The following is a 22,483-nucleotide window of genomic DNA, read 5'->3' on the forward strand; positions in this document are numbered from 1 at the left end:
AAAAGATGGCCATTCAAACTGAAAAACCAATTGAATGTGTAGGCTGTAATACTTTCGATATGAAATCATTGTTTGATAACAGTGATTGTAGTTTACCTATCGAACAGTTTTACGCGACTCGTCAAGATGCAGAAGGCGCATTGGAATATTTCACATTAAAAGCACGTGATGTAGAAAGTGAACCTTGTCAAATTCAATCTGAAATTCAACAGGTTGAAGAGGGATATGTACTTAAAGCGGTTTTCACATTCTGCTGCCAAGCGGAATTAGTGATTTTCCAAATGAAGCTTGTGTAAGTGATAACTTACTTTAGAAAATAGCGTTTTTTGTGACCGCACTTTCTGATATTTATGTTCCCCTGCATCGTATTATTCCTTTTTCTAATGTAGAAGGGCAGGGGAATCGTACCAGTATTTTCTTACAAGGTTGTAAGTTAAACTGCCTTTATTGCCATAATCCAGAAACCATTCCTCGTTATGCAGAAGGCGCTCATCAAGTCAGCCTGCAGTATTTGTATGAGCAAGTAATGGATGCAGTACCTTTCATTCGTGGCGTAACCGTTTCAGGTGGAGAACCCACCATTCATCATAAAAAGCTTGCTCCATTGTTTCAAAAGCTACGTGAGGAAGGGCTAACTTGCTATTTGGATAGTAGTGGTTTCTTTGAATTTGAAGTAATTCGTCCTTTAATTGAGGTTACAGACAAATTTCTCTTTGATTTGAAAGGAGAAGGACTTGGCTTACAGAGTTTGTGCTTTGATAGACAAAATCGCCAAGGCATTGTCCCGAAAAATATCATCCCCACTCATCAACATATTAAGCAAGAAAACTTAGATCGCAATTTGAAGAACTTGGCGCAATTATTACCATTAAATAAAGTGGAAGAAGTGCGGTTAGTTTATGTGGCAAATTTTTTTGATGCTGAAAAGTTGGTGGAACAGGTCGCTGCCTTATTGAACGACTATCCAGATGTGTTGTTCAAAATTATCCGAATGCACACAAAAGGTGCACGAGATGCCGAAGGGCTCACCCCTTATGTCCCAACTGTTGAACAGACCCAAGCACTTGAAAACTATGCGAAATCTTGTGGTCTGACCAAAATTGTGGCCATTTTATAAGCAAACATACCGAAAAGTAGCAAAAATATTCCGACTTTTTCCCGAAAAACAAGTAGAATAGGACAATTTTATTCACTTACTTATCTAACCAACCTAGGGGAAAAAAATGGGTATTTTAGGTAGCGTTTTAGGCATTGTCGTATTACTGGTCATTGCCGTATTATTTTCAAATAATCGTAAGGCGATTAATTTACGTACTGTATTAGGGGCTTTGGCGATCCAAATCGGATTTGCGGCCCTTATTTTGTATGTGCCGTTTGGTCGTGATGCATTACAAGCGACAGCAAATGGTGTATCAAATGTTATCGCTTATGGTAATGAAGGGATTAACTTCGTCTTTGGTGGCTTAGCAGATCCTTCAAATGCCGGCTTTATCTTTGCGGTGAAAGTGTTACCAATCATCGTCTTTTTCTCTGGTTTAATTTCTGTGCTTTATTACTTAGGCATTATGCAAGTTGTCATCAAAGTGATTGGTGGTGCATTGCAAGCGGCGTTAGGTACATCTAAAGCAGAATCAATGTCTGCAGCAGCGAATATCTTCGTTGGTCAAACTGAAGCACCTTTAGTGGTTCGTCCTTACATTAAAAATATGACCCAATCTGAATTGTTCGCTATTATGGCGGGTGGTACAGCTTCTATCGCGGGCTCAGTCATGGCAGGTTATGCAGGAATGGGCGTGCCGTTGACTTACTTAATCGCAGCATCTTTCATGGCTGCACCAGCAGGTTTATTATTTGCGAAAATTTTATTCCCACAAACTGAACAATTTAACGATAAACAACCTGAAACGGATGATAGCGAAAAACCAACCAACGTGCTTGAGGCCATGGCGGGTGGTGCTAGTGCCGGTATGCAATTAGCGTTAAACGTAGGTGCGATGTTAATCGCGTTCGTGGGTTTAATTGCTTTAGTTAATGGTATTTTAGGTGGTGTAGGCGGCTGGTTCGGTTACGGTGATTTAACATTACAATCAATCTTTGGTTGGATCTTCAAACCATTAGCGTACTTAATTGGTGTATCTTGGGATGAATCTGCAATCGCGGGTCAAATGATTGGTATGAAATTAGCCGTAAATGAATTCGTGGGTTACTTAGAGTTCGCGAAATACTTACAACCAGATACAGCAGTTGTATTAAGTGAAAAAACTAAAGCCATCATTACTTTCGCATTATGTGGTTTTGCTAACTTCAGCTCTATCGCAATCTTAATCGGTGGTATCGGTGGTATGGCACCAAATCGTCGTGGTGATGTTGCGCGCTTAGGTTTAAAAGCAGTTGTAGCGGGTACATTAGCTAACTTAATGAGTGCGACTATCGCAGGTTTATTCATCGAGTTAAGCGGCGTAGCAATGTAATTAAAATGTGGTGAATTTTGACCGCACTTTATCTCTCAACACCACGAATCATTCGTGGTGTTGTACTTTAAAGCAAGCGAAAACGTTTGCTTAAATGACTTTTTATTTATCAACAAGAGGAAAAAACAATGACTCCACATATTAACGCTCCTGAAGGCGCATTTGCAGATGTTGTGTTAATGCCAGGCGATCCGCTTCGTGCAAAATATATTGCTGAAACATTCTTAGAAGATGCGAAAGAAGTGACTAACGTTCGCAATATGTTGGGTTATACCGGTACTTATAAAGGTCGTCGTATCTCTGTTATGGGTCACGGTATGGGTATCCCATCTTGCTCAATTTATGCGAAAGAATTAATTACTGAATACGGCGTGAAAAAAATCATCCGTGTTGGTTCTTGTGGTGCCGTACGTATGGACGTTAAAGTACGTGATGTTATCATCGGCCTTGGAGCATGTACTGATTCAAAAGTAAACCGTATCCGTTTCAAAGATAACGATTTTGCTGCAATTGCTGATTTTGATATGGCACAAGCAGCGGTTCAAGCTGCGAAAGAAAAAGGTAAGCAAGTTCGCGTAGGGAATCTTTTCTCTGCAGACCTATTCTACACGCCAGATTTCGAAATGTTTGATGTGATGGAAAAATACGGCATCTTAGGCGTAGAAATGGAAGCGGCTGGTATCTATGGCGTAGCAGCAGAATATGGTGCAAAAGCACTTTGTATCTGTACCGTTTCAGACCATATTCGTACACACGAACAAACTACAGCAGAAGAACGCCAATTAACCTTCAATGATATGATTGAAATTGCGTTAGAGTCTGTATTAATTGGTGATAAAGCATAATTTATCCGATTGATAGAATAAAAAAGAGCGGTCAATTTTGACCGCTCTTTTGTTTTTCTACTTCGCTATTTTTCATACCAAATTCGGTTCACATAGAGCACCACTTTGCCTGAGGGGGTTTCCACATGAATTTCATCATCAACGCCTTTTCCGATTAAGGCACGTGCGACGGGAGAATCAATGGAAATCCAGTTTTTAGCGGGATCGAATTCATCGCAGCCGACAATGCGGTATTGCTTCACTTCACCTTCTTCATCTTCTAGCTCAACCCAGGCACCGAAAAACACTTTGCCTTCTTGTTTCGGGTGGTAATCCACGATTTGTAACACTTCTAAGCGTTTGGAAAGGAAACGCACACGGCGATCAATTTCACGTAAACGACGTTTACCGTAAATATATTCTGCGTTTTCACTGCGGTCACCAAGCGCAGCAGCATCTGAAACCGCTTGGGTAACTTTAGGACGTTCTTCTTTCCACAAAAATTTAAGTTCTTGGTCAAGCGCAAGCCAGCCTTGACGGGTAATGTAATTTGATTTTGCCATGATAAAAATAAAAGAAATTTTTTTGAATTATATTTGAGCCTGTTGTCTAAAACCAGTATTCTATTCCCGTTTTTATCGAATCCTTTAATAACAAAGAAGTATGACAATGTTAAATCAACAAATTAGCCAAATTATTGCGGCAGAATTAACCGTTCAACCCCAACAAATCCTCGCCGCTATTCAATTATTAGATGATGGCAACACCATTCCATTTATCGCCCGTTATCGTAAAGAAGCCACAGGTGGCTTGGATGACACTCAACTTCGTCATTTTGAAACTCGTTTAATTTATTTACGTGAATTAGAAGATCGTCGTCAAACCATTTTGAAATCTATTGAAGAGCAAGGGAAATTGACCGATGAATTACGTGACAAAATCCATGCAACACAAAGCAAAACCGAATTAGAAGATTTGTATTTGCCATACAAACCTAAACGTCGTACGAAAGGGCAAATTGCGATTGAAGCCGGTCTTGAGCCATTGGCTGATTTACTTTGGAACGAGCCGAAGAATGATCCTGAAACGGCCGCAGCTGAATTTGTGAATGATGATAAAGGCGTAACAGATACTAAAGTCGCGCTTGATGGCGCTCGCTATATTTTAATGGAGCGTTTTGCTGAAGATGCGGGTTTATTAGCGAAAGTCCGTGATTATTTAGCGAAAAATGCCGTTATCGTATCTAAAGTGATAGAAGGCAAAGAAACAGAAGGCGCAAAATTCCAAGATTATTTCGATCACCAAGAATTATTGAAAAATGTGCCTTCTCACCGTGCATTAGCCATGTTCCGTGGACGTAATGAGGGCATTTTACAATTAAGCTTAAATGCGGATCCTGAGGCAGAAGAGGGAAGTCGTCAAAGTTATTGTGAAGAAATTATTCGTGATTATTTAGATGTCCGTTTCACGGGGCAGCCTGCAGATAAATGGCGTGAGCAAGTGATTGCGTGGACATGGAAAATCAAAGTTTCGTTGCATTTAGAAACGGAATTAATGGCAAGTTTACGTGAAAAAGCGGAAGAAGAGGCCATTGATGTTTTTGCCCGAAATCTGACCGCACTTTTAATGGCTGCACCTGCTGGCGCGAAAAGTACCATGGGCTTGGACCCTGGCTTACGTACAGGGGTTAAAGTCGCCGTAGTAGATAACACAGGTAAATTATTAGATACCACCACCATTTATCCACACACGGGTCGTGAAGCCGAAGCGCAAGTGGCGATTTTCAGCTTGATCCGCAAACACAACGTAGAGTTAATTGCCATTGGTAACGGTACCGCTTCTCGTGAAACCGAACGTTTTGCGAAAGAAGTGATTAAAGAAATCAAAGAAAATAAACCTCAAACCGTTGTGGTGAGTGAAGCGGGCGCATCCGTTTATTCCGCCTCTGAATTTGCGGCAAATGAATTCCCGAATTTAGATGTCTCTTTACGTGGTGCAGTATCTATCGCCCGTCGTTTACAAGATCCATTGGCGGAATTAGTGAAAATCGAACCGAAAGCCATTGGTGTAGGGCAATATCAACATGATGTAAATCAAACCCAACTTGCGCGTAAACTCGATGCGGTGGTGGAAGACTGTGTAAACGCGGTGGGTGTGGATTTGAATACAGCATCCGCGCCATTGCTTGCTCGCGTGGCAGGGATGACGAAAACTTTAGCGCAAAACATTGTGGAATATCGTGATGAAAATGGTCGTTTTGAAAGCCGTGCAGAATTGAAAAAAGTGCCTCGTTTAGGGCCAAAAGCCTTTGAGCAATGTGCAGGCTTTATGCGTATTGCAGGTGGGAAAAATCCACTTGATGCTTCGGGTGTTCACCCAGAAGCTTATCCTGTGGTCGAAAAAATCTTGCAAGCGACAGCACAATCTATCCAAGATTTAATGGGCAATGCGGGAGTGGTACGTCAGCTTGATGCAAAACAATTCATTGATGAGCAATTTGGTTTACCAACGGTTCAAGATATTTTCAAAGAACTAGAAAAACCGGGGCGCGATCCGCGTGGTGAGTTTAAAACTGCCGTATTCGCAGAAGGCGTGGAAGAAATCACTGATTTAAAACCAGGTATGATTTTAGAAGGTACCGTCACCAATGTGACTAACTTCGGTGCATTTGTGGATATTGGTGTTCACCAAGACGGTTTAGTACACATTTCATCATTAAGCGATAAATTCGTTGAAGATCCACATCAAGTGGTGAAAACCGGCGATATCGTGAAAGTGAAAGTATTAGAAGTAGATGTGCCGCGTAAACGTATTGCGTTGACGATGCGATTAGATGAAAGTGCGGTCAAAAATGACGGCAAATCTGACCGCACTTTAAGTGCAAAACCAAGAAGTAATGCACCTCGCCAAGATCGTAATCCTAGAGGAAATAGTGCAATGGGTAATGCCTTTGCCGATGCGTTGAAAAATTGGAAAAAATAATTTCGTCATTTAGATGAACATTGTGGCCAAATAGGCGTACAATGAAGGGGATCTGGTCAATCATCCAATCCCCTTTTTTATTTCAACGAAAGGAATATTCTTATGGAAAAAGGTATTCTTGGGCCGCATGAAGGCAAGGAGCTGGAATTAATGTTAAGGGGCGAAAAGCAAGTGGCATTATTCAATCAGGAACTCGGCATTCCTGACGCCTTTCTCCCTTATCTTGAGCTAGGAATGCTTCATTCAAAAACAGTGCAACGTCATGTAAATGATGTTTGCTTAACCGATTTTATTGTCTATTTACCTCAATCTCTTGCACTCGCTGAACAAATGGAAGTGCTACTTCCTGCAAGCACTGTGAATGGTTTTGATCCCAAAGTGGAACGTGAAATCGGCCGAATTCTTGGCTACCCAGAAAAAGATATCGAATACTACATTCAGCATTTTCAAGATAATTTAGAGAAGTATCGGCAGCAGTATAGTTGATTGATAAAATAAAAGTGCGGTCAAAAACATAAGAAATTTTGACCGCACTTTTGTTTCCAAAGATGATTATTCTAAGTAAACCTTATAATTTCACATTCATTTTTCTGTAGAAATATCACTATAGATAGCATAACAAGTCAAAGTGGTAAATTAGGTAATTGTTTAATGTATACTAGATCTAAAGGAACTAATATTATTGTTACTAAGGTAAATTAATATGACTAAACCTAAAGCTGCTTTTGTCAGAATTAATAAAGATTTCTTATTGGTTACCTCTTTTATTAGAGGAATGATTGCGATAACAGATCCAGATCAAGATTTTATTTTTAATGAAGTTGATATTTCTGATTTAGATCTAGGAAGGTTAATTAAAGAAAAGCTTAATGAAAGTAAAGAAATTTCGTTCGAAGAGTTTCAGGCTATCTTTAATTCTGAAAAAATGAAAGGACTACAAAAAAATCTCGAAGAAGAGATGAAAAAACGCTATGGATATAAAAATAAAAAATCGATCTATAAGGATATGTCTTTTTTATCTTTAGAACAGGACGCTAGTTTTATAATTATAGCGCCACTTCACCAGGATTCTCTTGGTGGGTACTCAGGAATTTCACTTCCTGACAATTCACCATTAGAATTTAAATATGATAAGAGTATTTCGGATGAAGAATTAGGGAAAGCCATAAGACAAGCCCTGACGTATTGTACGAGTATTTATCGGTAATATATTTCCTCAAAATAAAAGTGCGGTCAAAAACACAAGTGATTTTGACCGCACTTATTATTAGAAGGAAGAATTATTCCGCGTCTTCTTTTGCCCACTCTAATGAGCGTTTCACCGCTTTTTTCCAACCTTTATAACGACGTTCACGTTTTTCTTCGTCATTATCTGGAGTAAAAGTACGTTCTACACGTGCTTTGTCGTGAAGCTCATCTAAATCTTTCCAGAAACCAACGGCAAGACCTGCAAGGTAAGCGGCACCAAGTGCGGTTACTTCTTTCACTACTGGACGCTCAACATTCACATCTAAAATATCCGCTTGGAATTGCATTAAGAAATTGTTGTTGGTTGCGCCACCATCGACACGTAAATATTGTAAGCGTTGACCTGAGTCAGATTGCATTGCTTCTAACACATCACGGGTTTGGTAAGCAATGGATTCAAGGGTTGCGCGTACAATATGGTTACGGTTAGAACCACGAGAAAGACCGAAAATTGCACCGCGTGCATACGGATCCCAATATGGTGCGCCTAAACCAGTGAAGGCTGGTACGACATATACCCCGTTGCTGTCAGGAACTTTTTGTGCGAAGTATTCGGAGTCATGGCTGTCATGTACGATTTTGAGTTCATCACGTAACCATTGGATTGAAGCACCAGCGATAAATACCGAACCTTCAAGCGCGTATTCTGGTTCGCCTTTAGCGTTACACGCGATGGTGGTTAATAGACCATTTTTAGAGGTAATAGCTTTATCACCGGTGTGAAGCAACATAAAGCAGCCTGTACCATAGGTATTTTTTGCTTGGCCTGCGCGTGTACATAGATGGCCGTAAAGTGCTGCTTGTTGGTCACCCGCGATGCCCGCAACTGGAATACGTACACCGCCTTTACCCCCGATATTGGTTTGGCCATACACTTCGGAAGAATTGCGTACTTCAGGCAACATAGAGCGTGGAATATTTAATAATTCCAACATTTTGTCATCCCATTTTTTCGTATGGATGTTAAATAACATGGTACGGGATGCGTTAGTGTAATCCGTTACGTGAACACGGCCTTGGGTTAATTTCCATACAAGCCAGGTATCTACGGTACCAAATAGAAGCTCACCGCGTTCCGCTTTTTCGCGTGCACCTTCTACATTGTCCAAAATCCATTTCACTTTTGTACCGGAGAAGTATGGGTCTACCACTAACCCAGTGGTGTTGCGGATATATTCTTCGTGACCATCCGCTTTAAGTTTGTCTGTAATATCTGCGGTACGACGACATTGCCACACAATCGCATTATAAACCGGTGTGCCGGTTGCTTTTTCCCACACAATGGTGGTTTCACGTTGGTTAGTAATACCAATTGCCGCGATTTCATCTGAGGTAATGCCTGCTTTTGCAACCACTTCGTTTAATGTTGAACTTTGTGTTGCCCAAATTTCCATTGGATTATGTTCCACCCAGCCTGCGCGTGGATAAATTTGTGTAAATTCACGTTGGGCGATTTCGACAACATTCGCATTGTGATCTAATAATACTGCACGAGAGCTTGTGGTACCTTGGTCCAAAGCGATGATGTATTTTTTGTCTGTCATGGTGCTATTCCTTAGAGTGCTTGACACTCTCATTAAATGAATGAAGAAATTTTGAGCTTAAACGAACAAATTGCGAACCTAACTTAATTGAATTCGAACCTAATTGGAACAAGCAATGTTGGGTTTTGTGATAGGTGTCACAGATTTCTCCCCGAAAAAATGTAAACAATTGTGTTAACGCACAAAATAATGTGATCGCTCTCTCATTTTTAGAAAATAGATCGGTTTCATCTATTGAATTAATTGGTAAAAACTAGATAATGGCGCCACTCACTTTGAGTATCTCAATATTTGATCAAACAACGAAACGAATTGCAAAGCAAGATTTCTTTAATGAAATCATTAAGTTAATCATTATTTGGAGATTCTCTTATGAATGCCTATTTTGCAGAATTTTTTGGCACAGCGCTCTTAATCCTGTTAGGTAACGGTGTGGTAGCCAACGTATGTTTAAATAAAACGAAAGGGCAAAGTTCTGGTTGGATTGTGATTACTACCGCGTGGGCATTTGCAGTGTATGTGGCCGTCGTTGTGACAGGTCCTTACAGTGGGGCGCACTTAAATCCAGCGGTAACACTTGGTGTGGCAATGAAGGGTGCATTTGCTTGGGAACTGGTACCAGGCTACATCGCGGCACAAGTTGTGGGGGGCATGGTAGGTGCGTTGTTGGTTTATATTATGTATAAAGATCACTTTGCAGCGACCGAAGAAGAGGGTTTAAAACGCGCTTGTTTCTGTACTGAACCAGCAATTCGTAACTATCCAATCAACTTAGTAAATGAAATCGTTGGTACCTTCGTGCTTGTTTTCGTGATTTTCTATCTTGCGGGAGCAAACATCACTTTACCAGGCACGGCAGAAAGCACGCCAATTGGTTTAGGTTCTATCGGAGCATTACCAGTAGCGATTTTAGTTTGGGCAATTGGTTTGAGCTTAGGTGGCACAACCGGTTATGCGATCAATCCAGCTCGAGATCTTGGTCCGCGCTTAACCTTAGGTCTTTTCCTGGGTGGTACATTAAAAACTAAAGCTGACTGGGGATACAGTTGGGTGCCGGTTGTAGGGCCATTTATCGGTGCGGCTTTAGCAGCAGTATTCTATAATGCGATTATGTAATTTATTCAAATAGAAAGAGCGGTCAAAATTCATGATGTTTTTTGACCGCTCTTTTTATATTTAGGAGGGATTAAATACAATAATCTTCGAATTCCATTGGCATTTTAGCTTGCAATAAGAATTGTTTGGTGCGTTCTTGCTGTGGATGACTGAAGAATTCAGCCGCGGTATTTTGTTCAACTACCTGACCATTTTCCATGAGAATCACGCGATCTGCCACATCTTTGGCAAAATTCAATTCATGAGTGACGATAATCATTGTCCAACCTTCTTGCGCGAGCATTTTGAGCGCTTGTAACACTTCACCGACGAGTTCAGGGTCAAGAGCAGAAGTAGGCTCATCTAACAAGATAATATCGGGTTTAACGGCTAAAGCACGGGCGATCCCGACACGTTGCTGTTGACCACCAGAAAGTTGAGAGGGATATAAATCCGCTTTCGCTTTTAAACCAACTTTTTCCAATAATGCTAAGGCTTTTTCACGTGCAATCTCTTTCGCTTGTTTTTGCACAACTACCATGCCTTCCATCACATTTTCGAGAGCTGTGCGATGGGGAAATAGATTGTATTGTTGGAATACCATTGAAGAACGACGACGCAATTTTAGTTCATCGGATTTGCTGATCTTCTTGCTGAAATCAATAGTTAAGCTTCCATCAGTAAATGCTAATACCCCTTTTTCTGGGCGTTCGAGCAAATTTAAACAGCGTAAAAAAGTCGTTTTGCCTGAACCTGATGGACCCAGAATGGCAACCACTTCACCTTTATTAATTTCAAAATCAATGCCTTTTAATACATGGTGGCCATTAAAACTTTTCTGAATATTCGTGACTTTTAACATAACCAGTCCTTATAAATGGCGAGAAAGGCGTTTTTCTAAACGGGTTTGTCCCATCGACAGCACAAAACAGAAAACCCAATAAATGAGAGCCGCTTCACTATAAATTAAAATAAATTCGTAGTTTTCAGCTGTGATGTTTTGCGCCACACGAAATAATTCCGCAATCCAAACGAGTGAAGCAAGGGATGTATCTTTCACTGTGCTAATAAACGTATTTGATAGCGAAGGGACGGAAATACGTAACGCTTGCGGCATAATGGTACGCACGAAAGCTTGTGTGTAATTCATGCCTATCGCATAAGAGGCTTCCCATTGACCTTTAGGAATCGCAAGAACGGAGGCCCTCACCGTTTCTGCTGCATAAGCACCAATGTTAATGGAGAACGCAATAATTGCGGTTGGAAAAGGTTCTAGCTTGATACCAACCTCAGGTAAACCATAGAAAATAATGAAGATCTGCACCAACATTGGGGTGCCACGAATAATTGAAATATAAGTGCGACAAATGCCCTGCAGAATTTTGGTCATTAAATTGGGATGCGGTAATGTGCAAATCACAGCCACGATAACCGCAATGAATAAACCACAAAAGAAGGAAATGACCGCCAGGGGAATCGTATATAAAATTGCCCCTTCCATCATAGGCCAAAACGAGCTGATTACATAATCAGCTCGTTCTGTGGTCATAAATGGAAGGCTGGCTAACCAATTATTGAGTAATGTCATCGCCAAACCATTTGATTGAAATTTGTTTTAAAGTTCCGTCTTTGCGTAGTTCTTCAAGTGCTTGGTTCACTTTTGCAATAAGCGGTTCTTCACCTTTCAAGAAAGCAAAACCAGTTGGGATTTTTTTATCACTTTCTACAGCAATTTTTAAGCCTGCATTAGGTTGTTTTTTGAAGTAATCTAACACCGCGAGTTTATCATTTACAGTTGCATCAACACGACCTTGTTTTACTGCTTCAAGGTTTTGCGCCAAGCTATCAACGGTCACAATAATTGCACCATTATCACGAGCGTCTTTACTCCAGTTACTGGTTGCAGATTGTGCAGATTTTTTACCTTTTAAATCAGGGAATGATTTAATGCTATCGTTATCGGCTTTCGTCACGATTACGCCAGCAGAGTAGTTATAAGGTGCACTGTAATCATATTTTTTTAAACGTTCTGGGCTTGGATTGGTTTGGTTCGCAATAACATCAAAGCGTTTTGCGTTCAAACCTGCATACATGCCGTCCCAAGCGGTTTCTTTAAATTCGACTTTCCAACCTAATTTTTGCGCCACTTTTTCGATAATTTCCACATCAAAACCGGTTAACTTGCCATCTTTGTCGTGGAAAGTAAATGGTGCGTAAGTACCCTCAGTACCAACTAATAAGGTTTTAGTTTGTTCAACGCGATCAGCAATTTCACCGGCGTTAGCAAAAGTAGAAAGGGCTAATCCTGCCGCTAAAAGTGCGGTGCTAAAAAATGATTTTTTCATAAGTATTCCTTTTTTAGATAAATAACGAAAGTGAAATGAATTATAAGAAGCGAAAAAGAAAAGAAAAGTATTATTTATTTATGAATTATTTCCTTTAGTTATATCAAATAAAATTTGTTTAATTAATAAACAAAAAAGGTCTGTAAAAACAGACCTTAGATTAAATGAATTCAATCAATCGATTAAGCTTCAATACCTTCAAATAACGCCGTACTTAAATAACGTTCTGATGCAGAAGGTAAGATCGCAACAATTAATTTATCTTGGAATTCTGGTAGTTTTGCTAAGCGGTCAGCCGCTGCCACTGCAGCACCTGAAGAAATACCCGCAAGAATACCTTCTTCAGCCATTAAGCGACGAGCGGTCGCAATTGCCGTATCGCTATCTACAGTTTCCACACGATCAATTAATGATAAATCTAAGTTTTTCGGAATGAAGCCCGCACCGATACCTTGAATTTTGTGTGGACCTGGTTTCACTTCTTGACCAGCAAGGGTTTGGCTAATAACAGGTGATTCTGTTGGTTCAACCGCTACAGAGGTAATTTTTTTACCGTGATCTAACTTGATCGCACGAGAAATACCGGTAATTGTACCACCGGTACCCACACCGGCAACTACGACATCAACTTTACCTTCAGTATCTTTCCAGATTTCTTCACCAGTAGTTTGACGGTGAATGTCCGGGTTAGCCGGGTTTTCAAATTGTTTTAGCATCACATAATGATTTGGGTTAGACGCCACAATTTCTTCAGCTTTGGCAATCGCACCTTTCATCCCTTTTGAGCCTTCAGTAAGCACAAGATTCACGCCTAAACCACGTAATAAACGTTTACGTTCAAGACTCATGGTTTCAGGCATGGTTAAGGTGATTTTATAACCGCGCGCTGCTGCTACATAAGCTAAAGCAATACCGGTGTTACCGCTGGTTGCATCTACAATTTCTTTACCCGCTGTTAAAATGCCGTCTTTTTCTGCTTGCCAAATCATATTGGCACCAATACGGCATTTCACGCTAAAGCTTGGGTTGCGACCTTCAATTTTTACGACAACGTTACCATTGTGTCCGAAGTGTTTTAAACGAACTAATGGAGTATTACCGATTGAGTATGAGTTATCTGCATAAATTGTCATTTTACTGTCCTTTTATATTTTGGAATGAGTTGATGCAGTAGTTATAACACCGGCTTTTATATAAAAAAAATAGTTAATAGCTATATTTTATAACTAAATGCTATTTATTCACGATGTTATTTCCTGAAGGCTTAATTTCTGTACTCGTAGAACGTGTCACAATTTGTGTTGAACCTGAAGTGCGGTCAAAATTCATATCAAATTTTAATTGTGAGCGATAATTTTCGACCCACATTACTGTTGCACCACAGACGGCCACAGGAATAATTACTAAGTTCACGATCGGCAATGCGGTACAAAGGGTAATTAATGCCCCGAATATCAGGCTTTGAGAACGTCTTTCGCCTAACGCATTTTTCATAATGCCAAAAGAAATTTTATGGTTATCAAACGGGTAGTCACAGTACTGAATCGCCATCATCCAACAAGTAAATAGGAAGGTTAGTACTGGAATAATGGTTTGTCCAATAACTGGGATAAAACTCAATAAGAACAAGCCCACGAATTTCGGTAAGCTGTACCATAGTTTTTGCCATTCACGATTTAGCATACGCGGCACATCTTTCATAATTTCAGCAAAACCATCATCATTAACAGCTTCGCCAGTCAGCATTTTTTCGACTTTTTCTGCTAACAATCCATTAAACGGTGCGGCAATAAAGCCTGAAAGTGTTGTAAAGGCAAAATAGAAAAATAAGAGAATTGAGCCAATAGACAGCACGAGCAAAATCACACTTAAAAAGCTTAACCAATCAGGAATAAAGCTCATCACCCAGTCGATCATCGTGGAGATTTGTGAAACAAATAGCCAAAATAAGCCAGTGAGTAGGACGACGTTAAGTAAAATCGGCATAATCACAAAACGGCGGAGGCCTTTTTGCGTAATGAAATGCCAACCCATCACGAAATGATTGAAAGCAGATTTTATTTCATTTTGATCGATCATCATTGTTCCTTTAAATTGAAAAGTAAAAAATACAAAATGTCACAGAAAGACAATATTTTTTGAGAAAAATTCCATCTCATCCCTTTTAATATCTTGTTTGCTTTCCTATTTTTTCACCTGTGGAAATGTGGTAGGATTAGCAAAAAATCATTGCGTTAAGGAGCAACAAGAATGGACTTAAATACCATTTTGATTATTTTAGGGGTAATTGCTTTAATTGCCTTAGTGGTACACGGATTATGGTCAAATCGCCGTGAGAAATCAAAATATTTTAAAAGCGCGAATACATTTAACCGCACTTCTAAAAACGGTGAGGTCAATCCTTTTTCGCAAGCTGCTGATCCTAATGCGGATATTCGTTTAACACATCGTGCTCAAGCGGCACAGCCTGTACAACAAAGTGTTCAACCTAAAGTGGCACCACAGGCAGCAAGCCAACAGCAATTTAATTTTGATGAGCAACGTGCTCAAGTGGATGCGCGTCAAATAGAAAAAAGCGTCGATGATATTAAAATCTCCTTACCAAATCAGCCGGTTTATGAGATGAACACGGCGCAACCTGCTCCTGCGCCACAGCCTGAACCTGTGGTTTATCCTGAAACGAATGTACAACCGAAACCACGTTTGGCAGAAATGACAATCGAAGAGTTAGAAGCTCAAAGCAATGATTTTGATGGTGTGAATTCTTCTTCGACTGAATTGCGTGAGCAGTTAGCCGAGATGTCATTAAATCCAACTCAAGAACCTACTCATGAGAACGTACATTTTAACTATCACGAACCGGTAGAAGTGGAAAAACCAAAACAAACCACTGGCTTTGTTCAACTTTATGTCATTTCAAATCAAAATCGTGAATTCTATGGTCCGCAATTATCTCAATCTTTAGAAAACTTGGGATTCATTTTTGGTGAGCGTCAAATGTATCACCGCCACTTTGATTTAAGTGTGGCAAGCCCGGTTTTATTTAGCGTGGCAAACATTGAACAGCCAGGTACGTTTGATTATTACAATATGGCCGAGTTTTCAACTATGGGCGTGGTACTCTTCATGCAGCTACCATCGCCAGGTAATAATTTGGCTAACTTACGTATGATGATTCGCGCAGCGAAAACCATCGCAGAAGATTTAGGTGGCGTGGTGTTGACTGATCAGCAAGAGATTTTTGATGATGTAGCTGAGCAGGATTATTTATCTCGCATCGCATAAAACGCACTAAAAAATAACCGCACTTTGGGCGAGCCGATCGATGGTTCGCCCATTTTAATTCAATGAGTAAACCGTTAGAGAACATTATGAGCCTTCAGCAACAAATTGATACATTACGTCAGGATCTTCGTCGTTATGAATATGAATATCACGTGTTAGATAACCCAACCATTCCTGATGCAGAATATGACCGTTTATTTCATCAACTTAAAGCCTTAGAAGCCGCCCATCCGGAACTCATTACGGCAGATTCACCTACTCAACGTGTGGGTGCAAAACCGCTGTCAGGCTTTGCACAAATTCGTCATGAAATTCCAATGCTCTCTTTGGATAATGCTTTCTCAGATGAGGAATTTTATGCATTCGTAAAACGTATTGAAGATCGTCTTATTCGTTTGCCTGAACCTCTCACTTTCTGCTGTGAGCCGAAATTAGATGGTTTAGCCGTGAGTATTTTGTATGTAAATGGCGTACTGACTCAAGCCGCAACCCGTGGTGATGGGACAACAGGGGAAGATATTACTGTGAATATCCGTACAATTCGAAATATTCCCTTGCAGCTTTTAATGGATAATCCGCCTGCACGTTTAGAAGTGCGTGGCGAAGTGTTTATGCCACATGAAGGCTTTGAGCGTTTAAATCAACAGGCTTTAGAAAAAGGCGAGAAAACCTTTGCTAATCCACGTAATGCAGCCGCAGGTTCGTTGCGCCAGCTTGATCCAAAAATTACGAGTAAGCGTCCATTGGTATTGAATGCTTATGGTCTTGGTATTGCTGAAGGGGTTGATTTGCCGAATACGCATTATGATCGTTTGCAATGGTTGAAGTCTATTGGGATTCCGGTAAACCCAGAAATCCGTTTATGTAACGGCACAGATGAAGTGTTGGATTTTTATCGTGATATTCAAAATAAACGTAGTGCTCTTGGCTACGATATTGATGGTACCGTGCTGAAAATCAATGATATTGCGTTACAAGAGAAATTAGGTTTTATCTCAAAAGCGCCACGTTGGGCGATTGCTTATAAATTCCCTGCACAAGAAGAATTAACTCGCCTAAATGATGTAGAATTCCAAGTGGGCAGAACGGGGGCAATTACACCTGTTGCCAAATTAGAACCGGTATTTGTGGCAGGGGTAACGGTAAGTAACGCCACATTGCATAATGGTGATGAAATTGAACGCTTGGACATTGCTATTGGCGATACGGTAGTGATTCGCCGTGCGGGGGATGTGATCCCACAAATTATCGGCGTATTACACGACCGTCGCCCAACAGATGCGAGACCGATCATTTTCCCTAAAACTTGTCCTGTATGTGATTCGGCCATTGTTCGTATTGAAGGCGAAGCGGTAGCGCGTTGTACGGGTGGTTTATTCTGCGCAGCACAGCGTAAAGAAGCGCTTAAACATTTCGTTTCTCGCAAGGCCATGGATATTGATGGCGTAGGGGGTAAATTAATCGAGCAGTTGGTGGATCGTGAATTAATTCATACGCCAGCCGATTTATTCAAGTTAGATTTAACCACACTGACTCGTTTGGAAAGAATGGGCGCAAAATCTGCTGAAAATGCATTGGCTAGCCTTGAAAAAGCGAAAAATACGACGTTAGCACGTTTTATTTTTGCTTTAGGGATTCGTGAAGTGGGTGAAGCAACGGCATTGAATTTAGCCAATCATTTCAAAACCCTAGAAGCGTTGCAAAATGCAGATTTAGAAGCCTTACAGCAAGTGCCTGATGTGGGCGAAGTAGTGGCAAATCGTATTTTGGCGTTTTGGCATGAACCACATAATGTGTCGGTAGTGAATGATTTGATCGCTCAAGGCGTACATTGGGAAACCGTGGAAACTAAAGAAGTCACAGAAAATCGTTTTAAAGGCAAAACGGTTGTGTTAACCGGAACCTTAACTCAAATGGGCCGTAATGAAGCTAAAGCCTTATTACAAGACATGGGCGCGAAAGTGAGCGGCTCAGTTTCAGCGAAAACGGATTTCGTGATTGCAGGAGATGCGGCGGGTTCTAAACTGACAAAAGCGCAAGAATTAGGCGTGGCTGTTTTAACGGAAGAAGAGTTCCTTGCAGAAATGCAGTCATAATTAAACAGTTAGAAAACAAAATGGGGCGTAAAAATTACGCCCCATTTTTTATCTCAAAAACACGCTCTAAATTGACCGCACTTCATCTCATCTCAAGATTAAGTGCGGTTTAACTTTTCTTCTTAATAAACAATAGCGGACATTTTAAGCTCTTAATTTACTGGCTCCGCGTTCCAGTTGTGTCGCCAAGCATTCTTTGGAGGCAATAATTTGTTTACCAAAACGTTTATATAAACGTTGTTTTAATTTTGCCAATCCTTTCACTTTAGCACTTTTTTCTGCCCCAAATAGCTGCTTAATATGGAGTGTCACCTGGCCAATCTCTTGTAAGGCTACACCTGTTTTGGCTTTTAATTCGTTTAATTGGAACGTGATTTTTTCTTGTACATTCTGTTCCAATCGTTGCGTTAATTCTGTCGTATCGGCGGTTTCATTTTGACACAACTGTTCAAATTCGGCGATTTCTGTACTGAAATCTAGCTGTAACCCTTGTTCCAGTTCAATTAATACTGCCGTGCCGTATTCCAATTGTGACGTTAATTGCTGTTGGCTTTGAACTAATTGATTTTGAATGGCTTCACTTTGCTCAATACATTCATTTAATGACTGTTTTATTTTTGTTTGTTGTTGCATAGCAGAGGCTTTTAGTGAATCAATTCGTTCTTGAATTTGCTGCATAAGATCTGACATTGTTTGTACGTTTTCCATTTTCTTCTCCTTTGGGATTTTTAACCGCACTTAAGAAAAGTGCGGTCATTTTGTTACTTATTTTTTGATGATTTGTTTCACATCAATATCTGTTTTATTCCATTCTTTATCGACTTTACCGATAATTTGAATGTTATCTTGAGGTGCTATCGTTTGACCATTCCATGCTTTTTTGCTGACTTCAATTTGGATTTCTTTTCCACTTGCATCTTTAAATAAGAAATCCTTTTTACCAATTTGTTTTACAATTTGTCCGTCTAAACGAACTGGAGTGTTATCATTGGCATTTAATGCATCAGCGACGGTTTTCACAATGACGCTTTCATCTACAAAACCTTGTTGAGTGACTTGATTCTTGCCATCATTAAATCCTTGCGCCATTGCGGTGTTATATACGGCAACAGAAGATAATGCGATAGCTGCAACAGTAAGTAATTTTTTCATAGTTTGTTCTCCTAAATAAGATAATCATAAAGTAAGTTGAAAGTTTTGCTTTCAGATGTATTAAATCATTCAAATCTTAATCTTTTCTTAAGTGATTAACATTTTTCAGATTTATTTATCGATTGGGTTGTTTGCCTTTCAATGAGTGTATTTAAACAAGAGAATCTTAAGGAAAGATTAAGAGAGGTAAAAAAAATGAAAACTTTTTGAAAATAAAAAAATAGGGCGTTTAAGCCCTACTTTTTATAAGAAAAATGCCTTGAAAATCTACCGCACTTTAGCCTGCCACAGCCGGTAGGTAACCCGCTTGAATTAAGAATGGCACGATCATAATCGCTACACCAATAATTAATGCAATCACTAAAGTCACACTGCCACCGATTACACGATAAGGCAGATTTGGATTCGATTGACGTGTTTTCCATGCTAGTCCGATAGGTAAAATCAAGCAGTAGAACGCACAGAGTAAGCCTGCATAGCTTAATGCGGCAATAAAACCTTCAGGATAATACAAGGCAAACGCAAGCGGTGGAGTGAAGGCGGCAACAGTCAGTGTCAAACGGTTGTGTGGCAATTTGTAACGTTTAAATAAATCGCCTAAACCTTCAAATACCCCGAGCATCACACCTAGGAAAGAAGTGATTAATGCAAGTGCAGAGAACACACGAACGATTTCGCCCATGATGTGGGAGTTCGTGATTTGACGTGTTGCATTGACCAAGCCGTTAAGGGTTGGATCCGCTTGTAACACTTGCACGAATTCATTTTGACTTAATACGCCGTGAGTCGCTAATTGCCACACTAAATAAGCGACGAGTGGAATTGCTGTACCAATTAAAATCGCTTTACGGAATTGGGTAACACTACCATCTAAATAGCTGTTTACGCTGCCCATGATGATGTGGAAGCCAAAGGAGGTAAAGAAAATTGGCGCTGCAGAGATCACGAAAGCATAATTTAAAGGTAAGGCCATCAGGTTATCGACAGACACTTTGGGTAACATCATGAATAACACGAAAGCAAAGGCAATTAATTTACCGATGAACAGAATGCGAGTGGCACCATCAACGCCTCTTGTACCTACAACCACAAAGGCACCGAGTACGACAGTAAATAAAATAATTGAAAGTTCGGAGGAAAAACTTTCAAAGCCAAAAGCGGTAGGTAAACCTGATAATAATGAACCGCCACCGGTGATGTAGGCCGCAGAAAGGGCATAAAGTAAAATGAGCAAGCTAAAAGTCGCTAAGACACGCCCAGTGATGCCGAAGTATTTCTCAGCGAGAGTCGCCACACCATCATTCAAGCGATCGGCAGTTTGATACACTTCAACAAAAAGCAAACCGCTGTAAACCAAAAGTGCCCATAAGCCGACTAATAATAAAACGGTGTAACCAAAACCAATTCCGGCAGAGGTTAATGGCATCGCGAGCATCCCGGCTCCGATGGTCGTGCCTGCAATGATTAAGGCACTGCCGAATGTTTTGTTCTTTAGCATAAAATTGTCCTCCGAGTATAAATTGAAAAATGAGGTTAAAGCTGACCGCACTTTTCTTTGTAATGATAGCGGCAAACCGAAAGATAAGAGTCATTTCCACCGATTTGGATTTGTTCCCCTTCCTTAATGACTTCACCTTGTTCATTTAAACGTAAAACGAAATTGGCTTTACGCCCACAATAACAGATTGTTTTTAATTCTTCTAGTTGATCTGCCCAAGCAAGTAAATACTTACTGCCTTCAAATAGCTCTGCTTGGAAGTCGGTACGCAAGCCATAGCAAAGCACTGGAATTTTCAGTTTATCCACAACATCACTTAATTGATACACTTGTTGTTTCGTTAAAAACTGAGCTTCATCAACCAAAACACAATGAATTTCTTCTTGTTGTAAACGTTGACTCACTTCAGTAAAGAGGTCCGTTGTCGATGTAAATAAATTCGCCTCTTCGTGAATACCAATACGCGATGTGACTTTGCCGACACCAAAGCGGTCATCAATCGCTGCCGTATAAACCATGGTGTTCATATTGCGTTCACGATAGTTATAGGAAGACTGCAGTAAAGTAGTTGATTTGCCCGCATTCATCGTCGAGTAGTAAAAATAGAGTTTTGCCATTATTTAATCACCCATTTCCAGAAATAATAGGCGATGAATCCTGCAACAGGTGGACAGGCAGCTAACATAAAGGTCCCGTAAGTGGCACCGCCTCCTACCATTTTTCCTGCTTCAGCAAGAGCGTCAACAATATCACTGCTTGGCGTGGTAAAAATCCATGCACCAATAATCGCGAGCATCAAAAAACAAGCGATACCGGCTGCACGCATGGCTCTTACTTTAATCATATTTTCCATATTTTTTCCTTAAATTGCAGGGAGTTCGGCCATTGCCCAACGAGGTTTGACATCAATGGCGAGATCGCTGTGCTGACCTTGTTTTAAACGTAAAAAGCCCGTATAGGCAATCATGGCGCCGTTATCGGTACAAAATTGAGGTTGAGGATAAAACACTTCACCGCCAAGATTTTTCATCATAGTGCCAAGGGTTTCACGTAATTTTTTGTTTGCACTCACGCCGCCAGCAATGACTAAACGCTTATAGCCGGTTTCTTTTAAGGCACGTTTACATTTAATGGCGAGTGTATCCACGACGGAATCTTGGAAGGCAAAGGCAATATCAGCTTTGGTTTGTTCGGTTAATTCACCTTCTTGTTTGATCGCCTGATTAATGGTGTTTGCCGCTGAAGTTTTTAAACCTGAAAAGCTAAAATCAAGGCCAGGGCGATCCGTCATTGGGCGAGGGAACACAAAGCGATCTTTTGATCCTTTTTCGGCTAAACGTGAAAGTGCTGCACCGCCAGGATAATCTAACCCTAATAATTTCGCAGTTTTATCAAAGGCCTCGCCTGCCGCATCATCAATGGATTCGCCAATGACTTCATATTTCCCTACGCCATCAACGCGCACTAACTGTGTGTGTCCACCTGAAACTAAGAGAGCAATAAACGGAAAGTGAGGTCGGTTTTCATCAAGCATTGGAGCAAGTAGATGACCTTCCATGTGATGTACGCCAATAGCGGGCACATTCCAGGCATAAGCCAGTGAACGCGCGATCGTTGCGCCCACTAATAATGCCCCCACTAAACCCGGACCGCTTGTATAAGCGATGCCATCAATTTGATCAGCGGTTAAATTGGCTTCTTCTAATGCGGCTTTAATTAATGGCGCCGTTTTGCGAATGTGATCGCGGGAAGCCAGCTCTGGCACCACTCCGCCGTAATCCGCATGCAAGGCAATTTGCGTGTAGAGCTGATTGGCAATTAAGCCCTTATCTTCATCATAAATCGCGACACCTGTTTCATCACAGGAGGTTTCGATTCCTAAAATACGCATTTTATTCTCATTTTATTAAAAAAATTGGCAAAGATTTTACCTTGTTTAGCCC

The 22,483-nt window shown here is 40.5% G+C and carries 23 protein-coding genes; 10 read left to right on the forward strand and 13 right to left on the reverse strand.

Features of this window, described 5'->3' with window-relative positions; genetic code table 11:
• Positions 1-5 precede the first annotated feature (5 nt).
• The 4 genes from INP95_RS03395 (at position 6) to deoD (ending at position 3,316) form a co-directional block, all read left to right on the forward strand.
• Positions 6-296, forward strand: coding sequence for a YfcZ/YiiS family protein (locus tag INP95_RS03395; protein ID WP_005697358.1), 291 nt, complete (start codon positions 6-8; stop codon positions 294-296).
• A 32-nt stretch (positions 297-328) separates the two neighbouring features.
• The gene (locus INP95_RS03400) at positions 329-1,117 is read left to right on the forward strand and encodes a 4Fe-4S cluster-binding domain-containing protein (RefSeq protein ID WP_197560902.1); all 789 of its coding nucleotides are present in this window, start codon (positions 329-331) and stop codon (positions 1,115-1,117) included.
• A 106-nt stretch (positions 1,118-1,223) separates the two neighbouring features.
• Entirely contained in the window at positions 1,224-2,471 is a 1,248-nt protein-coding gene (locus INP95_RS03405; RefSeq protein WP_197560903.1) for a NupC/NupG family nucleoside CNT transporter, read from the forward strand.
• Positions 2,472-2,599: 128 nt separating this feature from the next.
• Positions 2,600-3,316 (forward strand): purine-nucleoside phosphorylase, encoded by a 717-nt coding sequence (gene deoD, locus INP95_RS03410; protein WP_005697435.1) that lies wholly within the window; start codon positions 2,600-2,602, stop codon positions 3,314-3,316.
• Between the two features lie 65 nt (positions 3,317-3,381).
• On the opposite strand, the gene greB is transcribed toward deoD, so the two are convergent.
• Positions 3,382-3,858: a transcription elongation factor GreB gene (gene greB, locus INP95_RS03415; RefSeq protein WP_049375836.1), complete on the reverse strand. Its 477-nt coding sequence runs from the start codon at positions 3,856-3,858 to the stop codon at positions 3,382-3,384.
• A 106-nt stretch (positions 3,859-3,964) separates the two neighbouring features.
• Here greB and INP95_RS03420 point away from each other — a divergent pair, with 106 nt between their 5' ends.
• The 3 genes from INP95_RS03420 (at position 3,965) to INP95_RS03430 (ending at position 7,484) form a co-directional block, all read left to right on the forward strand.
• A complete protein-coding gene (locus tag INP95_RS03420) occupies positions 3,965-6,277 on the forward strand; it encodes a Tex family protein (RefSeq protein WP_197560904.1) in 2,313 nt (770 codons plus the stop codon).
• Positions 6,278-6,379: 102 nt separating this feature from the next.
• A complete protein-coding gene (locus INP95_RS03425) occupies positions 6,380-6,763 on the forward strand; it encodes a hypothetical protein (RefSeq protein ID WP_049362435.1) in 384 nt (127 codons plus the stop codon).
• A 217-nt stretch (positions 6,764-6,980) separates the two neighbouring features.
• Complete coding sequence (locus INP95_RS03430) at positions 6,981-7,484, forward strand: contact-dependent growth inhibition system immunity protein (RefSeq protein ID WP_005697455.1); 504 nt, start codon at positions 6,981-6,983, stop codon at positions 7,482-7,484.
• A 73-nt stretch (positions 7,485-7,557) separates the two neighbouring features.
• On the opposite strand, the gene glpK is transcribed toward INP95_RS03430, so the two are convergent.
• Positions 7,558-9,069: a glycerol kinase GlpK gene (gene glpK / locus INP95_RS03435; protein ID WP_005694750.1), complete on the reverse strand. Its 1,512-nt coding sequence runs from the start codon at positions 9,067-9,069 to the stop codon at positions 7,558-7,560.
• A 372-nt stretch (positions 9,070-9,441) separates the two neighbouring features.
• Here glpK and INP95_RS03440 point away from each other — a divergent pair, with 372 nt between their 5' ends.
• Entirely contained in the window at positions 9,442-10,185 is a 744-nt protein-coding gene (locus tag INP95_RS03440) for an MIP/aquaporin family protein (RefSeq protein ID WP_005697447.1), read from the forward strand.
• A gap of 70 nt (positions 10,186-10,255) precedes the next feature.
• Here the strand turns inward: INP95_RS03440 and INP95_RS03445 are convergent, their stop codons facing one another.
• The 5 genes from INP95_RS03445 to cysZ form a co-directional block, all read right to left on the reverse strand.
• A complete protein-coding gene (locus INP95_RS03445; RefSeq protein WP_115179982.1) occupies positions 10,256-11,026 on the reverse strand; it encodes an amino acid ABC transporter ATP-binding protein in 771 nt (256 codons plus the stop codon).
• A 9-nt stretch (positions 11,027-11,035) separates the two neighbouring features.
• Positions 11,036-11,752: an amino acid ABC transporter permease gene (locus tag INP95_RS03450; protein WP_197560905.1), complete on the reverse strand. Its 717-nt coding sequence runs from the start codon at positions 11,750-11,752 to the stop codon at positions 11,036-11,038.
• Complete coding sequence (locus INP95_RS03455; protein ID WP_054420342.1) at positions 11,736-12,509, reverse strand: amino acid ABC transporter substrate-binding protein; 774 nt, start codon at positions 12,507-12,509, stop codon at positions 11,736-11,738. The genes INP95_RS03450 and INP95_RS03455 overlap by 17 nt, the downstream gene beginning before the upstream one ends.
• A 182-nt stretch (positions 12,510-12,691) precedes the next feature.
• Positions 12,692-13,642 carry a cysteine synthase A gene (gene cysK, locus INP95_RS03460; protein WP_005694743.1) on the reverse strand — a complete coding sequence of 317 codons (951 nt, stop codon included), beginning with the start codon at positions 13,640-13,642 and terminating at the stop codon, positions 12,692-12,694.
• 100 nt (positions 13,643-13,742) lie between these two features.
• Entirely contained in the window at positions 13,743-14,588 is an 846-nt protein-coding gene (gene cysZ / locus INP95_RS03465; protein WP_197561030.1) for a sulfate transporter CysZ, read from the reverse strand.
• 171 nt (positions 14,589-14,759) lie between these two features.
• Between cysZ and zipA the strand changes: the two genes are divergently transcribed.
• The gene (gene zipA, locus INP95_RS03470) at positions 14,760-15,794 is read left to right on the forward strand and encodes a cell division protein ZipA (RefSeq protein WP_197560906.1); all 1,035 of its coding nucleotides are present in this window, start codon (positions 14,760-14,762) and stop codon (positions 15,792-15,794) included.
• Positions 15,795-15,880: 86 nt separating this feature from the next.
• Entirely contained in the window at positions 15,881-17,890 is a 2,010-nt protein-coding gene (ligA, locus tag INP95_RS03475) for an NAD-dependent DNA ligase LigA (RefSeq protein ID WP_197560907.1), read from the forward strand.
• A 144-nt stretch (positions 17,891-18,034) separates the two neighbouring features.
• Here ligA and INP95_RS03480 read toward each other — a convergent pair whose 3' ends face one another.
• From INP95_RS03480 to tsaD, 6 genes are all read right to left on the reverse strand, one after another.
• Positions 18,035-18,598 (reverse strand): hypothetical protein, encoded by a 564-nt coding sequence (locus INP95_RS03480; protein ID WP_197560908.1) that lies wholly within the window; start codon positions 18,596-18,598, stop codon positions 18,035-18,037.
• A 57-nt stretch (positions 18,599-18,655) separates the two neighbouring features.
• A complete protein-coding gene (locus INP95_RS03485) occupies positions 18,656-19,042 on the reverse strand; it encodes a YgiW/YdeI family stress tolerance OB fold protein (protein ID WP_197560909.1) in 387 nt (128 codons plus the stop codon).
• 277 nt (positions 19,043-19,319) lie between these two features.
• Positions 19,320-20,540, reverse strand: coding sequence for an aromatic amino acid transport family protein (locus INP95_RS03490; RefSeq protein WP_197560910.1), 1,221 nt, complete (start codon positions 20,538-20,540; stop codon positions 19,320-19,322).
• A 35-nt stretch (positions 20,541-20,575) separates the two neighbouring features.
• The gene (locus INP95_RS03495) at positions 20,576-21,157 is read right to left on the reverse strand and encodes a thymidine kinase (protein WP_197560911.1); all 582 of its coding nucleotides are present in this window, start codon (positions 21,155-21,157) and stop codon (positions 20,576-20,578) included.
• On the reverse strand, positions 21,157-21,393 hold the full coding sequence (locus tag INP95_RS03500; RefSeq protein WP_049385087.1) for a hypothetical protein: 237 nt from the start codon (positions 21,391-21,393) through the stop codon (positions 21,157-21,159). Before INP95_RS03500 ends, INP95_RS03495 begins: the two co-directional genes overlap by 1 nt.
• 9 nt (positions 21,394-21,402) lie before the next feature.
• Positions 21,403-22,431, reverse strand: coding sequence for a tRNA (adenosine(37)-N6)-threonylcarbamoyltransferase complex transferase subunit TsaD (gene tsaD / locus INP95_RS03505; protein WP_049371367.1), 1,029 nt, complete (start codon positions 22,429-22,431; stop codon positions 21,403-21,405).
• Positions 22,432-22,483 lie beyond the last annotated feature (52 nt).

Origin of the sequence: Haemophilus parainfluenzae (genome assembly GCF_014931375.1) — a bacterium.
Classification (GTDB): domain Bacteria; phylum Pseudomonadota; class Gammaproteobacteria; order Enterobacterales; family Pasteurellaceae; genus Haemophilus_D.

Excerpts from the sequence above, each read along its gene's own strand:
- cysZ (WP_197561030.1), bottom strand. The coding sequence starts at position 14,588 with ATGATCGATCAAAATGAAATAAAATCTGCTTTCAATCATTTCGTGATG.
- INP95_RS03440 (WP_005697447.1), top strand. The coding sequence starts at position 9,442 with ATGAATGCCTATTTTGCAGAATTTTTTGGCACAGCGCTCTTAATCCTG.
- INP95_RS03495 (WP_197560911.1), bottom strand. The coding sequence starts at position 21,157 with ATGGCAAAACTCTATTTTTACTACTCGACGATGAATGCGGGCAAATCA.
- INP95_RS03430 (WP_005697455.1), top strand. The coding sequence starts at position 6,981 with ATGACTAAACCTAAAGCTGCTTTTGTCAGAATTAATAAAGATTTCTTA.
- INP95_RS03500 (WP_049385087.1), bottom strand. The coding sequence starts at position 21,393 with ATGGAAAATATGATTAAAGTAAGAGCCATGCGTGCAGCCGGTATCGCT.
- INP95_RS03480 (WP_197560908.1), bottom strand. The coding sequence starts at position 18,598 with ATGGAAAACGTACAAACAATGTCAGATCTTATGCAGCAAATTCAAGAA.
- deoD (WP_005697435.1), top strand. The coding sequence starts at position 2,600 with ATGACTCCACATATTAACGCTCCTGAAGGCGCATTTGCAGATGTTGTG.
- ligA (WP_197560907.1), top strand. The coding sequence starts at position 15,881 with ATGAGCCTTCAGCAACAAATTGATACATTACGTCAGGATCTTCGTCGT.
- INP95_RS03420 (WP_197560904.1), top strand. The coding sequence starts at position 3,965 with ATGTTAAATCAACAAATTAGCCAAATTATTGCGGCAGAATTAACCGTT.
- cysK (WP_005694743.1), bottom strand. The coding sequence starts at position 13,642 with ATGACAATTTATGCAGATAACTCATACTCAATCGGTAATACTCCATTA.
- greB (WP_049375836.1), bottom strand. The coding sequence starts at position 3,858 with ATGGCAAAATCAAATTACATTACCCGTCAAGGCTGGCTTGCGCTTGAC.
- INP95_RS03445 (WP_115179982.1), bottom strand. The coding sequence starts at position 11,026 with ATGTTAAAAGTCACGAATATTCAGAAAAGTTTTAATGGCCACCATGTA.
- zipA (WP_197560906.1), top strand. The coding sequence starts at position 14,760 with ATGGACTTAAATACCATTTTGATTATTTTAGGGGTAATTGCTTTAATT.
- INP95_RS03485 (WP_197560909.1), bottom strand. The coding sequence starts at position 19,042 with ATGAAAAAATTACTTACTGTTGCAGCTATCGCATTATCTTCTGTTGCC.
- INP95_RS03455 (WP_054420342.1), bottom strand. The coding sequence starts at position 12,509 with ATGAAAAAATCATTTTTTAGCACCGCACTTTTAGCGGCAGGATTAGCC.
- INP95_RS03395 (WP_005697358.1), top strand. The coding sequence starts at position 6 with ATGGCCATTCAAACTGAAAAACCAATTGAATGTGTAGGCTGTAATACT.
- INP95_RS03490 (WP_197560910.1), bottom strand. The coding sequence starts at position 20,540 with ATGCTAAAGAACAAAACATTCGGCAGTGCCTTAATCATTGCAGGCACG.
- glpK (WP_005694750.1), bottom strand. The coding sequence starts at position 9,069 with ATGACAGACAAAAAATACATCATCGCTTTGGACCAAGGTACCACAAGC.
- INP95_RS03450 (WP_197560905.1), bottom strand. The coding sequence starts at position 11,752 with ATGACATTACTCAATAATTGGTTAGCCAGCCTTCCATTTATGACCACA.
- INP95_RS03405 (WP_197560903.1), top strand. The coding sequence starts at position 1,224 with ATGGGTATTTTAGGTAGCGTTTTAGGCATTGTCGTATTACTGGTCATT.
- INP95_RS03425 (WP_049362435.1), top strand. The coding sequence starts at position 6,380 with ATGGAAAAAGGTATTCTTGGGCCGCATGAAGGCAAGGAGCTGGAATTA.
- tsaD (WP_049371367.1), bottom strand. The coding sequence starts at position 22,431 with ATGCGTATTTTAGGAATCGAAACCTCCTGTGATGAAACAGGTGTCGCG.